We start from the raw sequence: 13118 nt of genomic DNA, 5'->3' as shown, positions 1-13118 counted from the left end.
ACTATACCTCTTCCTTTAGGTTTCCCCTTCCCAATCCTTTGGGGTGTCCTTTAGCCATCATGGCCTGACGAGTCATCCGTTCCCGTCGCACTTTCTCCGTCCTGGGAGGTGTCCTTTACCACATCCTGTGGTGAGTCCATTTGCCCAACCCTGGCAGCCAGTCTTCCTGACCGACTTCATTGCGTCCGTGCAGGAGTAACTATAAGGATTTCATGGGGCGGGACAACGGCAGAGTGAAAAACGTTTTTACGCATCTCGTTACGAAGGAAACTTGTTTCAATATTTATCCTTTAATTTCATTGGTATAGGTATTTTTCGTTCATGTTTTACGATCTTATCTTCCGACTATCGCGGGATCTTTTCTGGCGCTTTACCTACATCGTCTATGGCGAATGTCTTACACCTTGTTCAACTGGGATTCAGAAAGGGGAAGCGAGCAGAGAAGGGCCATGCTGGCAACGAAGCATGGCTGAAGGAAGATAGCGTCAGTTGTGTGCCTGCAGTCGCTCATAGATGGTCTGGCGTTCTTCCGGGCTCAGGGAGGAGAAGTAGTGGGTAAACAACCGCAGCAGCAGAGATTTGTTCATGCCGTCCTGCTGGGTCAGGTTGCCAAGCTCATCGATGGCCGTGGTGCTGAGCGAGAAGGTGGCTTTCTTGAAGCTGGGTTTGAGATGTTCACCGCTCTCGATGAAGGCGAGTGCGGTCAGAGCCTCGTCCCGATGCAGAGTCAGCTCCAGGCTGACGACCTTGGGCTTGCCCTTGGCATAAAAATCCGCGTCCTCGATGAACTCGTCTATGGTGAACTTCTTCTGGTGATGCAGATTGTGTTTCTTCTTCAGGTCGGCAAGTCCCATCTCATACCCCCAGCTCCAGAAACTCCTTGGCGATGGCGCGGATCTCTTCGGCAGACTTGCCATCCGGCTCTATCTCCATCACCGACAATCCCTTCTCCTCGCTGTCGTCGTAGACGTTGCGGCCATAGGTGATGGAATTGAGCACGTCGACACCGAAGGAAGAGCAGACCTCCTTGGCTTCCAGTATCCGCTTCGCCTGGTTGGGCAGGGCGGGGCATTGGGTCAGTACCACGGCAGCCCGCAAGGTCGGGTTGACCATCTTGCAGGTGGTGATGAGGTCTTCCATGTGCGGCAGAGTCTTGAGATCGCGGCGCTTGGGACGCAGCGGGATCAGAGCATGGGTGGCGACGGCCATGGTGGAACGCAGTGCCCGGTTGTCCTGGCCGCCACAGTCGACGATCAGGTAGTCATAGCGGTTCTTCAGGCTGAGCAGATCGTTGCGGATGTTGCCGTAGAGCTGGACGCAGTTTATCTGGGGCAGATCCGGATTGTCGTTGCGCTCCTGGATCCAGTCCGAGGTGGTGCGCTGCGGATCGCAGTCCACCAACAGCACTTCGCCGTGAAACTGGGTTCTGAGGTAGACCGCCAGATTCTGGGCCAGACAACTCTTGCCGCTCCCTCCTTTTTCACCACCGACCAGCAGGATCATGACCGTCTCCTATCCCTATGAAAAACAGCTGCATTGAGTATAGGAGGGGGTTGGGCCATGACAAGCCAGGAGGAGAAGACCTCCTCCCGGGGTTTCGCTCAGTAGTGCTGACTGCCGCCGTGCCACTGACACACGTAGGCGGGTACCAGCATCTGGGGGGCCTGATCGACATGGCACACCACCAATGGCATGGCAGGGGCACCCTCCGCATGGACCAGTGCCGGGGTCATGGGCAGCAGCAGAGTGGAAAGCAGCAGCAGTGACTTCATCTTCATGGCTATCTCCTTGGTGACATAACAGGTGTGATCCTGATCACTTTCTGAGTTAAGCCGAGCCGGCTTGTGACGCAAGCTGCTGAAATAAATTCTACTAATGAAAAAAGTTTGAAAAAGCCCCTGCGCCGGCCAGTTGAAAATTGGCCGGCCAAGATGCGCAATTCGTGCATATCCATATAAGAGGTGAAGAGGCAACACTGCCTGTAGTCTGGCCCGGCAAGCGGAACAGACGCGATGCCATGATCTGGAACAACAAACAGATTATTCAGCGCGGAGCCTGGCCGTGACTTTTTATTTGCTGCGAGCACCTCGTAAAGAGCGCGGAAAATTCAAATATCTGCATATAAAATTCATTCTGTGTTGGTTGTGTTTTTATCTTCATGAAATTAAAGGTTTTTTGTTTTTGTGTTTATCCCTTTGTAGATATTTGGCGTGAATGAAACAAGGTGAAATATGAAATATGTGCCGAAGAAAGTGCGTATTTAAACGGGAGAGGTGAATGGGAGATTGTCAGTTCTGTTACCCCTATCAAAGAATAAACCGTGAATTTATTCAGTTCTGGGTGAATGTGATCAATGTCTAAGTTTATCGTGATTGGCAGGTCTAACCTCGGTCTCGAAAGGCAAGGGCAGGATAGAACACAAGCCGATTACCCTACATAAAGAATATCCCGCCTTAGCCACGAGCATGAATAGAAGGAATCTATTCAATCACTCGCAGGGACCACTGCTAGACGGAATATAATCATGAGCAAATTTTATGTAGGTTCTGAAGTTGGCCAATTGCGCCGTGTCATGTTGCACCGCCCCAACCTCAGTCTGAAGCGTCTGACTCCTTCCAACTGCCAGGATCTGTTGTTCGATGACGTCCTGTCCGTTGAACGTGCCGGTCAGGAGCACGACAAATTCGCTCAGGTACTGCGCGATCAGAATGTCGAAGTTTTCCTGCTGACCAATCTGCTGGCGGAAACCCTGGACGTGCCGGAAGCCAAAACCTGGCTGCTGCAACATCAGGTCTCCGACTATCGCCTCGGCTCCTCTTTTGCCAACGACGTGCGCTGCTTCCTGGCTGACATGCCGCACCGCGAGCTGGCCCGCATTCTCTCCGGTGGCCTGACCTACTCCGAGATGCCCTACAGCGGCGTCAACATGGTAGTAGGCATGCACGCACCGACCGACTTCATCATCGAGCCGCTGCCCAACCACCTCTTTACCCGTGACACCTCCTGTTGGGTTTATGGCGGCGTCTCCATCAACCCGATGGCCAAACCGGCCCGCCGTCGCGAAACCAACCACGTGAAGGCCATCTATCGCTGGCACCCGCAGTTTGCCGGTCAGGACTTCATCAAGTACTTCGGTGATGAAGATCGCGACTACGACAACTCCACCATCGAAGGGGGTGACGTACTGGTCATCGGTCGTGGCGCCGTGCTCATCGGCATGTCCGAGCGCACCACACCGCAAGGGGTCGAGCACCTGGCTCGCGGCCTGTTCAAGCACGGCCAGGCCAAACAGGTCATCGCCATGCAACTGCCGAAACACCGCAGCTGCATGCACCTGGATACCGTCATGACCCACATGGACATAGACACCTTCTCCGTCTATCCGGAAGTCATCCGCAAGGATGTGAACTGCTGGAGCCTGACTCCGGGCGGTGCCACCGGCATGAACATCAAGGAAGAGGGTTACTTCGTCACCGCCATCGAGAAGGCACTGGGTGTCGATCAGCTCAAGCTCATCACCACAGGTGGTGACACCTTCGAGGCCGAGCGCGAGCAGTGGAACGATGCCAACAACGTGCTGACCGTGCGCCCCGGCGTGGTGGTGGGTTACGAGCGCAATACCTACACCAACGAGAAGTACGACAAAGCCGGCATCACTGTGCTGCCCATCCCGGGTGAAGAGCTGGGACGTGGCCGCGGCGGCGCCCGCTGCATGAGCTGCCCGATGGAACGCGACGGCATCTAACAAGACGGCGTGGCGCCGGCAGAGACTGGCGCCACACAGCACCAAACTCGAGAGTAACACTCATGAAAAAACCAACTGTCGTCGTCGCCCTGGGTGGCAATGCTCTGCTCCGTCGTGGCGAGCCGCTCGAAGCAGATATCCAGCGCAAGAACATCGCCACCGCCGCCAAGACCATCGCCCTGATCGCTCAGGAGTACAACGTGGTGCTGGTGCACGGCAACGGCCCGCAAGTCGGCCTGCTGGCTCTGCAGAACAGTGCCTACACCAAGGTATCCCCCTATCCGCTGGATGTGCTGGGTGCCGAGTCCCAGGGCATGATCGGCTACATGCTGATCCAGGAATTGAAGAACCTGATGCCGAGCCGCAACGTCACCGCCCTGCTGACCCAGGTGCAGGTTGACCCGCAAGATCCGGCCTTCGTCAATCCGACCAAATTCATCGGTCCCGTCTACGAAGAGGCTGAGGCCCGCGCCCTGGCTGCAGAGAAGCAGTGGGTGGTGAAGGCTGACGGCAAATTCTTCCGCCGCGTGGTGCCGTCTCCGCTGCCCCAGCGCATCGTGGAAGGTGACGCCATCGAAACCCTGATCGCCCAGGGCCACCTCATCATCTGTACCGGTGGTGGCGGCATCCCGGTGACCTGGGATGGCCAGAGCCTGACCGGCATCGAAGCCGTCATCGACAAGGACATGTCTGCCGCCTACCTGGCCAAGCAGATCAAGGCCGACGCCCTGCTGATCCTGACCGATGCCGATGCCGTCTACCTGGACTGGGGCAAACCGACCCAGCGTCCGCTGCGGATCACCAGCCCGGACGAGCTGGCCGGGGTCAAGTTCGACGCAGGCTCCATGGGGCCCAAGGTCGAAGCCTCCTGTGAATTCGTCAAGGCGACCGGCGGCATGGTCGGCATAGGTGCACTGGACGATGGCCTGGCCATCCTCAAGGGCGAAGCCGGCACCAATATCGTCGCCACCCGTACCGTGAATGCGTAATTACCGACATATGTACTGAGAATGCGTAGTCAACACTACTGCCTGAATTGGTCTGAAACAAATATAGAGAGAACTCATCATGGCTTTTAATCTGCGTAACCGTAACTTCCTGAAACTGCTGGACTTCACCCCGCGCGAAATCCAATACATGATCGATCTGGCCATCGACCTGAAGAAAGCCAAATACGGTGGCTATGAGCGCAAACACCTGACCGGCAAGAACATCGCCCTGATCTTCGAGAAGACCTCTACCCGTACCCGTTGTGCGTTTGAAGTGGCGGCCTTCGACCAGGGCGCTCAGGTCTCCTACCTTGGCCCGAGCGGTTCCCAGATCGGCCACAAGGAGTCCATGAAAGACACCGCCCGGGTGCTGGGCCGCATGTATGACGGCATCGAATACCGTGGCTATGGCCAGGAGATCGTCGAAGAGCTGGGTGCCCACGCCGGCGTCCCGGTCTGGAACGGCCTGACCAACGAATTCCACCCGACCCAGATCTTGGCCGACTTCATGACCATGCTGGAGCACGGCAAGGGCAAACGCCTGGATCAAATCAAGTTCGCCTACCTGGGTGACGCCCGCAACAACATGGGTAACTCCCTGATGGTCGGTGCCGCCAAGATGGGCATGGACATCCGCCTGGTCGCACCGAAAGCCTTCTGGCCGGAAGAAGAGCTGGTTGCCAAGTGCCGCCTGATCGCCGAAGAGACAGGCGCACGCATCACCCTGACCGAAGATGTGAAAGAGGGTGTGCTGGGTACCGACTTCCTCTACACCGACGTCTGGGTTTCCATGGGTGAAGCGAAAGAAGCCTGGGATCAGCGCGTCAAACTGATGACCCCGTATCAGGTCAACATGGACGTCATCAACGCCACCAAGAACCCGGATGTGAAGTTCATGCACTGCCTGCCGGCGTTCCACAACGACGAGACCACCATGGGCAAGGAAGTGGCAGACAAATACGGCATGAAAGGCCTGGAAGTGACCGAGGACGTGTTCGAATCCGAGCACAGCATCGTGTTCGACGAGGCCGAAAACCGGATGCACACCATCAAGGCAGTGATGGTTGCTACGCTGGGCGACTAAGGTCGCAGTAGTGGTGCCGGGGGGTGACCCCCGGCTTTTCGACCATGTGACAGCGGCATAATACCTCCAACCCTACGACCCGCAGCCTGCATGGATACCACACCCACAGAAGGAAGCTGGACCATGACCAAATTCAAGTTCCCGTCAGCCTACACGATACTGTTCGTGCTGATCGCCCTGGTGGCCGCCCTGAGCTGGATAGTGCCGGCCGGCAAATACGAAATGACCATGAATGAAGCCCTCGGCAAGGAAGTGCCGGTGGCTGGCACCTACAAGCTGGTAGAGGGCAATCCCCAGGGGATCGTCGACGTGCTGCTGGCGCCGATCGATGGTCTCTACAACCATGACACCTACGAGGCAGGCGCCATCGACGTCTCCCTCTTCATCCTGATCATCGGTGGTTTTCTTGGCATAGTGACCAAGACCGGTGCCATCGATGCCGGTATCGAACGGGTGACCGACCGCCTGCGCGGCCGGGAAGAGTGGATGATCCCGATCCTGATGGCGCTGTTCGCCGCAGGGGGCACCATCTACGGCATGGCGGAAGAGTCCCTGCCGTTCTACACCCTGCTGGTGCCTGTGATGATGGCCGCCCGCTTCGACCCGGTGGTGGCTGCTGCAACTGTGCTGCTGGGGGCCGGTATCGGTACCCTGGGCTCTACCATCAACCCGTTCGCGACCGTGATTGCCGCCAACGCCGCCGGCATCTCCTTTACCGATGGCATCTGGCTGCGCGTCGCCATGCTGGTGGCCGGCTGGCTGCTCTGCGTGGCCTATGTGATGCGCTACGCCAAGATGGTGCGCAGCGACCCCAGCAAGTCCCTGGTGGCTGACAAGTGGGAGGAGAACCGTGCCCACTTCCTCGGCAACAAGAGCGACCAGATGCTGGAGTTCACCCTGACCCGCAAGATAGTGCTGGGCATCTTCGTCGCCGCCTTCGCCGTGATGATCTACGGTGTGGCCGTGCTGGGCTGGTGGATGGCGCAGATCTCCGGTGTGTTCCTGGCTGCCGCCATCATAGTCGGCGTCATCTCCCGCATGAGCGAGGAGGAGCTGACCTCCAACTTCATCGACGGTGCCCGCGACCTGCTCGGCGTGGCCCTCATCATCGGTATCGCCCGCGGTATCGTGGTGGTGATGGACAACGGCATGATCACCCACACCATACTGCACAGTGCAGAAGGGATAGTGACCGGCCTCTCCACCGTGGTGTTCATCAACGTGATGTTCGTGCTGGAAGTGGTGCTCTCCTTCCTGGTGCCGTCCTCCTCCGGCCTGGCCGTGCTGACCATGCCGATCATGGCGCCGCTGGCCGACTTCGCCAACGTGGGTCGCGAGCTGGTGGTCACCGCTTATCAGTCTGCCTCCGGTCTGGTGAACCTGGTGACTCCGACCTCCGCCGTGGTCATGGGTGGCCTGGCCATCGCCAAGGTTCCCTATGTACGTTGGCTGAAATGGGTAGCCCCGCTGCTCGGCCTGCTGACCGTGCTGATCGTGGTCTGCCTGAGCCTGGGTGCCGTGCTGGCATAAACACCGACAGACATAGCCGCAAAAACGGGAGCCGCTGGCTCCCGTTTTTTATGGCCGACCAGGAGGCGGGCCCAGACAGCGCACAGATGGGATAAAAAGCCGATTGGCAGACAACAAAAAGGCGACCCTGGGTCGCCTTGCTGCATTGGGGGAGGGTTAGCGCGCCTGTTCCAGGGTGCGCACCACGGCGGCGTGGGCCTGACGGGTGCGGCTGATGTGGCGCGGGGCGACCAGCACCACGTCGTTGCCGGCGACGGCGCCCATGATCTCGGGATTGGCGTTGCGATCCAGCAGACGAGCCACCACGGTGGCGGCCCCTGGTGTGGTATGGATCAACACCATCTGCTGGTTGTGCACCACGGCGCGCACCATGTCGTGAATGGAGCGAGTGCTACCGGCGGGTTCCAGCTGTTCGTCCACCAGGGTGTAGACCTTCTTGCCGTTGGCATTCTGCGCCTTGGCGACGCCGAGACGGCGCAGCAGGCGGGAGATGGTGGACTGGCTGATGTCGGCAAAGCCGCGCTCCGACAGCTCGCGGCGGATCTCTTCCTGGGTGCTGTAGCAGTGCTGGCCGATGATCTGGCGACAGGCATCCAGCTGGGCCAGATCGGGCTCTTGGGCAACGGGACGGCTGAGGGTCTTGACCACGGCGAATTCCTTTGACGATGACCGACGCTAAACGCTCGATATCTGCCGCATTTGCTGAATATCAGCAAAAAATACTGGCAATCAATGCACTGGCAGGAAATGAGCGGGAATAGCTCTCTTTGGATGGCAAATTATAACCAACTGGTTATTTGGTGATGTGACAGGGGTCAAAAATGGGCCCCTTGGGGCCCACCTGGATATTTTTTTGAGTCTGGTTCTCAGTAGCGTTCGCTGACGATGTCCTGGGTGAAGGACTTCTCGCAGTATTTGCACTTCATCCGTACCGCGCCTTTCACCTCGCGCACCCGGAAGTAGCTCTCCACCGGCTCGTTGTGGGAGATGCAGTTGGAGTTGGGGCAGTGGAACACTCCGGCGATGAACTCCGGCAGCTTGAGCTGGTGCTTCTTCACCACCGCGAAGTCTTCGATGATGTTGACGGTCGCCTTGGGGGCGAACAGCGCCAGCTGGTTGGCCTGCTGCTCGGTCAGGCGGGTGTTCTCGATCTTGATGAGATCCTTTTTGCCGAGGGCGCCGGATTTGAGGTTGAAGCCGACGGTGATCCGCTCCTGGGTCTCTACCAGCTGGAACAGCTTGAGGATCTTGATGCCCTGGCCGGCGGGGACGTGGTCGATGACGGAGCCGTGACGGATGGCTTCGACTTGCAGTTGGTTCTTGTCAGACATGATGTTCCCCTTTCCGTTAGACAGTTTCGTTCAGTACCAGAGCCAGCAGTGCCTGGCGCGCATAGACCCCGTTCTCCGCCTGCTGGAAGTAGTAGGCGTGGGGCGTCTTGTCGACCGCGACGTCGATCTCGTCGACGCGGGGCAGGGGATGCAGGATCTTCATGGTTGGCTTGGCCCCTTCCAGGGTGGCCAGTTCCAGCACGAACTTGGCGGCCATGTGCTTGTACTCGGTCTCGTCGAAGCGCTCTTTCTGGACCCGGGTCATGTAGAGGATGTCGAGCTCAGGCATCACCTCTTCCATGGTTTCATGCACGCTGAACTGGATGCCCTTCTCTTCCAGCTCTTCGCAGATGTAGTCCGGCATCGCCAGCGCTTCCGGCGAGATGAAGAAGAAGCGGCAGTTGAACAGGCTGAGGGCCTGGGCCAGCGAGTGCACGGTGCGGCCGTACTTGAGGTCGCCGACGAAGGCGACGTTGAGGCCGTCCAGTTTGCCCTGGGTCTCACGGATGGAGAAGAGGTCGAGCAGGGTCTGGGTCGGATGTTGGTTGGAGCCGTCGCCGCCGTTGATGACCGGCACCCGGGAGAATTCGGAGGCGAGGCGGGCCGCCCCCTCTTTCGGATGACGCATCACCACCGCATCCGTGTAGGAACCGATGATCTTGATGGAGTCGGCCAGGGTTTCACCCTTCTTGGCGCTGGTGTTGCCACCGTCGGCGAAGCCGATGATGTTGCCACCCAGGCGCTGCACCGCGGTCTCGAAGGAGAGGCGGGTGCGGGTAGAGGCTTCGAAGAAGCAGCTGGCGACCAGCTTGTCTTTCAGCAAGCGGGTGTCGGGCTCGGCCTTCAACCGTTGTGCGGTTGAGACTACCAGTTCCATTTCAGACCGGGTCAGGTCCGTGATGGAGATGACATGTTTCTTATAGAGTGGATTGGTCATCGTCTGCATTCCCTTTGACATCAATGAAGGTTTTTCGGGCACAAAAAAAAGCCCCTGAAACAGGGGCTTTTTTTGAAAACAATTGGGGATCTGTGGGTCGGGAACCGGAAACAACGGGGCCGCTCTGGTGCGCTCCACCCGTCTGCAAGGCTGTTTTTTTCATCAAAAACTGCATCGTCCTGTCCTGACCTTTTTTCAAACCGGACAGATTATAGAGTCGCATTTTGAATTGTCAAAAATTTATTTCAAAGGCAAGATTTGCACAGAAAAACGTTTAAGTGCTGCGAACAGGTCGGCAAACCCACACCTGATGCTGGGGCTGCAGTGGCTCGTCATCATGCACCATGGCGCGCAGATAGCCGAGCCTGTGGTGCCCTTCCAGCAGACAGTAGGGGTGGGGCAGGGGTTGTCCGTTCGGGTAGCTGTCCCCTGCCGTCGATGCCAGCACTATGATGGGTTCTGGCCAACTCCCTTCACGCAACATCCTCTCCCCGAGCCAGGAGCTGCGCACGTAGCGGTTGCTGCGCAACATCTCGCCCCAGCGTTCGATCACCTCCATATGGCGGGAGTCTATCTGGTCGATGATCCGTGCGGTGGGCCAGCTCTCGCACTCGAACTGATGGCGGGCGAGATCGATAAAGCTCCAGTTGGACTCAAAACCGCGCCAATGGCGATAAATCCACTGGATGAGCACATTTTCGGGAATGAAGGGCACCAGCGGGGCGACCCGTGCCAGATAGTCGGGCAGTGTCTCGGTTTTGCTTTCATCCCTGAAGTTGAGCGGTGCAAGTTGTTGCAGTAACCGGTAATTGAGCATGTGCAACCCCCTTCTTGCCTGGCCCCAAGCTTAACCCTACCCCCATTGCGGTCAGTTTCCTACCCAAACAAGGCTGTAAATACAGCAAGTTACCCATTGGAGCTGCATAAATTGGCAGGATCTGCTCGTCCTTTGCGCAATCGCACCAAAAGTGAGAAAAAAGCCTTTACCTTTGAAACCCGCTTTGTATACTACGCCTCGTTTGTTGCAGGGGCGTAGTTCCAATTGGTAGAACAGCGGTCTCCAAAACCGATGGTTGCGGGTTCGAGTCCTGCCGCCCCTGCCATTTTCAGAGAAGCCAGCTCATTGAGCTGGCTTTTCGCTTTTCCGGGCCTGCCACTCTCCTTTTGCACATCCCTTGTGCCGCCTGCTCTCCTGGCCTGGTTGCTCTCTCCATACCCGTCTATCCCAACCGCTAGTCGCTATTGCGCCACTCTGCCCTGTCGTTTCTGGCAATCGTGCTGCCGGGCCCCCTGTGCTACATAACAGGGTCGGTGCCCTGGCATGCCGCTGGCAGGTCGGCACTCAATGCTCAAGCCGTGGATTGTGGGCGTGAACATCAGCTGAGGAGAGCGAACCATGAACAAGGCAGTGGAAACCCGATTGAACAAGTCCCGACCCGGCGGCTGGATCCCCCAGGATGGGGCCCATGTCGAGCGCTGGATCCGGCGGATCAAGCACTACGTGAACCAGCAGCCGAGGGCGCTGGTCCCCCCCATCGCCGAGCTGCGGGATCTGGTCAATGCCGACCCGGCGCTGCATGCCCAGGCCGAGGCCATGTTCAAGGAGGCCTGGCGCCACAAGCACCAGACCCCGCTCGGTCAGCCTGAGGTGCGCTCGTTCGAGGAGTTCCTCGGTCTGCTCAACGGCATCATGACCACGGCCCCCGAGGCCTATCAGGACATCCCCAGCCAGGAACCGTCCGGCCTCATCGGCTTTCCCATCAATGCCCTGCTCGACTGGCCCATGGCCACCCGCTCCGGCTACCAGTTTTTTGCCAATGCCCTGGTCAACCAGCAGTTCAAGAAGATCCTCGACTACTGGGCCCAGTTCCTGCAAAGCCCGGCTTCCCGCTATGTGCTGACCGAGCCGGTAAGCCGGCTGGATCGCGAGACCCTGGTGGTGCCCTGGCTCGGCAAGGCGGCCAAGGCCGAGATGGTGCAGGTGGCGACGAAGCGGTCGGGGAGGGGCCCAACCCCACTCCGGGCAGCTTCGAGCAGATCTTCGAGTGCGAGCCGGCGGCCGACTACCACGGCTTCGGCTGCTGGGATGACTTCTTCACCCGACGTTTTCGGGCCGGAGTGCGGCCGGTCTCGGCGCCAACGGATGACAATGTCATCGTCAACGCCTGCGAATCGGCGCCGCTGCAGGTGCGCAAAGAGGTGAGCCGCAGCGATCAGTTCTGGCTCAAGGGGCAGCCCTATTCGCTGGAGAACATGCTCGATTTTGACGATCTGGCCCCCCGTTTCGAGGGCGGCACCGTCTATCAGGCCTTCCTCAGCGCGCTCAGCTACCACCGCTGGCACAGCCCGGTGAGCGGCACCATCCGCAAGGTACGCGTCGTCAACGGCACCTACTATCTGGAGAACCAGTTCGAAGGCTTTGCCGACCCGCAGGGGGCGGATCCCAGCGCCCCCAACAACTCCCAGCCGTTCCTCACCTCGGTGGCGACCCGGGCACTCATCTTCATCGAGGCGGACAACCCCAAAATCGGCCTGATGTGCGTGGTACCGGTGGGGATGGCCGAGGTGTCGAGCTGCGAGATCACGGTGCAGGCGGGGGACAGGGTGAAGAAGGGGGATCAGCTCGGCATGTTCCACTTCGGCGGCTCCACCCACTGTCTGCTGTTTCGCCCCGGCGTCAGGCTGGAGTTTGACTTTCATGGTCAGACCCCAGGGCTGGATGCGACCAATATGCGGCTCAATACCGCCATCGCCCGGGTCAAGTAGCCCTGCCGGGCAGAGTATGGGAGGCCGCCTGCGGGCGGCCTTGTTGCATTCAGGCCTGCTGCCGGAGGAGCAGATCCAGATAGGCGCCTTCTATCAGCCGGGAGGGCTCAACTCCAAGCTGCGCCATGATGTCGTTGGCTTCCTGCATCCCCGCCTCAAGCGGCTCGTCCTCCTCCAGCACCACCTCCAGTTCGAGGAAGTGGCCGAGCCCCTGCACCCGATCGAGATGGATCCGGGTTCTGCCGACCAGCAACAGGGTGCGCTTCTTCTGCACCCTGCCGATCTGGCCCCAGGCCAGGCTGAGGGTCTCCCGCAGGCGATCCGGTTCATGTGTCGTGGTCAGCTGATAGAAGCTCTCCTTGGGGCCTTGTTGATCGGCGCGGCGGTAGAAGATGAGCTCGCCGGCCGAGGGGGACAAGGTTCGCAGCTTCAGACGACCGGCGTCACAGCGAAAGAAGGTGTCATCCTGCTCGATCTCGACGGGGCCCTGATCGGCGATGGCGAGTGCCTTGGGGAGCAGGTCATCTATCCGCTCTATGCTGGCTTTTATCTCGATATTTCGGGGCATGGCAGGCTTATCCATCAGGGTTTGAAGGAGTCCAACCTAGCACGGATTGCGTCCCTGCATAGCCATTTGTCGAGATGGATATCGGCCGAAGAGTGGGTGGTTTTTCGTGAGCTGTGGCACAACCTGTTGCCGAGTCATGATAAATCGACAGGATTCACTAAAGTCTGT

13 protein-coding genes, 1 tRNA gene and 1 pseudogene are annotated in these 13118 nt (G+C 58.7%); 6 read left to right on the top strand and 9 right to left on the bottom strand.

What is annotated here, in order from left to right:
• Window positions 1-485: 485 nt before the first annotated feature.
• The 3 genes from PG897_RS14835 to PG897_RS14825 all read right to left on the bottom strand — a co-directional run bounded on the left by PG897_RS14835 (window position 486) and on the right by PG897_RS14825 (window position 1778).
• On the bottom strand, window positions 486-854 hold the full coding sequence (locus tag PG897_RS14835) for a hypothetical protein (protein ID WP_005306483.1): 369 nt from the start codon (window positions 852-854) through the stop codon (window positions 486-488).
• A gap of 1 nt (window position 855) precedes the next feature.
• Window positions 856-1503 carry an AAA family ATPase gene (locus PG897_RS14830; protein ID WP_005306480.1) on the bottom strand — a complete coding sequence of 216 codons (648 nt, stop codon included), beginning with the start codon at window positions 1501-1503 and terminating at the stop codon, window positions 856-858.
• A gap of 98 nt (window positions 1504-1601) precedes the next feature.
• Entirely contained in the window at window positions 1602-1778 is a 177-nt protein-coding gene (locus tag PG897_RS14825) for a hypothetical protein (RefSeq protein WP_010635804.1), read from the bottom strand.
• A gap of 746 nt (window positions 1779-2524) precedes the next feature.
• Between PG897_RS14825 and arcA the strand changes: the two genes are divergently transcribed.
• From arcA to PG897_RS14805, 4 genes are all read left to right on the top strand, one after another.
• On the top strand, window positions 2525-3745 hold the full coding sequence (gene arcA / locus PG897_RS14820) for an arginine deiminase (protein WP_005306475.1): 1221 nt from the start codon (window positions 2525-2527) through the stop codon (window positions 3743-3745).
• Between the two features lie 62 nt (window positions 3746-3807).
• Window positions 3808-4734: a carbamate kinase gene (gene arcC, locus PG897_RS14815; RefSeq protein ID WP_010635806.1), complete on the top strand. Its 927-nt coding sequence runs from the start codon at window positions 3808-3810 to the stop codon at window positions 4732-4734.
• Window positions 4735-4813: 79 nt separating this feature from the next.
• Window positions 4814-5818, top strand: a complete 1005-nt coding sequence (gene argF / locus PG897_RS14810) for an ornithine carbamoyltransferase (protein WP_005306471.1) — start codon at window positions 4814-4816, stop codon at window positions 5816-5818.
• Between the two features lie 123 nt (window positions 5819-5941).
• Window positions 5942-7348, top strand: a complete 1407-nt coding sequence (locus PG897_RS14805) for a YfcC family protein (RefSeq protein WP_005306469.1) — start codon at window positions 5942-5944, stop codon at window positions 7346-7348.
• Between the two features lie 156 nt (window positions 7349-7504).
• On the opposite strand, the gene PG897_RS14800 is transcribed toward PG897_RS14805, so the two are convergent.
• The 5 genes from PG897_RS14800 to PG897_RS14780 form a co-directional block, all read right to left on the bottom strand.
• Window positions 7505-7996, bottom strand: coding sequence for an arginine repressor (locus tag PG897_RS14800; protein WP_005306467.1), 492 nt, complete (start codon window positions 7994-7996; stop codon window positions 7505-7507).
• Window positions 7997-8214: 218 nt separating this feature from the next.
• Window positions 8215-8679 (bottom strand): aspartate carbamoyltransferase regulatory subunit, encoded by a 465-nt coding sequence (gene pyrI / locus PG897_RS14795; protein WP_005306465.1) that lies wholly within the window; start codon window positions 8677-8679, stop codon window positions 8215-8217.
• A 16-nt stretch (window positions 8680-8695) separates the two neighbouring features.
• On the bottom strand, window positions 8696-9616 hold the full coding sequence (gene pyrB / locus PG897_RS14790) for an aspartate carbamoyltransferase (RefSeq protein ID WP_005306463.1): 921 nt from the start codon (window positions 9614-9616) through the stop codon (window positions 8696-8698).
• Entirely contained in the window at window positions 9597-9791 is a 195-nt protein-coding gene (locus PG897_RS14785) for a hypothetical protein (RefSeq protein WP_139431056.1), read from the bottom strand. Before PG897_RS14785 ends, pyrB begins: the two co-directional genes overlap by 20 nt.
• A gap of 99 nt (window positions 9792-9890) precedes the next feature.
• Window positions 9891-10433, bottom strand: coding sequence for a hypothetical protein (locus tag PG897_RS14780; RefSeq protein ID WP_005306461.1), 543 nt, complete (start codon window positions 10431-10433; stop codon window positions 9891-9893).
• A 209-nt stretch (window positions 10434-10642) separates the two neighbouring features.
• Here PG897_RS14780 and PG897_RS14775 point away from each other — a divergent pair.
• Both PG897_RS14775 and PG897_RS14770 read left to right on the top strand, forming a co-directional pair.
• Window positions 10643-10719, top strand: a tRNA-Trp gene (locus tag PG897_RS14775).
• A gap of 293 nt (window positions 10720-11012) precedes the next feature.
• Window positions 11013-12382 (top strand): annotated as a pseudogene (locus PG897_RS14770) (phosphatidylserine decarboxylase family protein).
• A gap of 49 nt (window positions 12383-12431) precedes the next feature.
• Here PG897_RS14770 and PG897_RS14765 read toward each other — a convergent pair.
• On the bottom strand, window positions 12432-12950 hold the full coding sequence (locus PG897_RS14765) for a class IV adenylate cyclase (protein WP_043170611.1): 519 nt from the start codon (window positions 12948-12950) through the stop codon (window positions 12432-12434).
• Window positions 12951-13118 lie beyond the last annotated feature (168 nt).

Source organism: Aeromonas sp. QDB20 (assembly GCF_027707805.1).
In the GTDB taxonomy this organism is placed as follows: domain Bacteria; phylum Pseudomonadota; class Gammaproteobacteria; order Enterobacterales; family Aeromonadaceae; genus Aeromonas; species Aeromonas dhakensis.
Note: the sequence above shows the minus strand (reverse complement) of the source record. Positions and strands in the feature narration are given on the sequence as shown.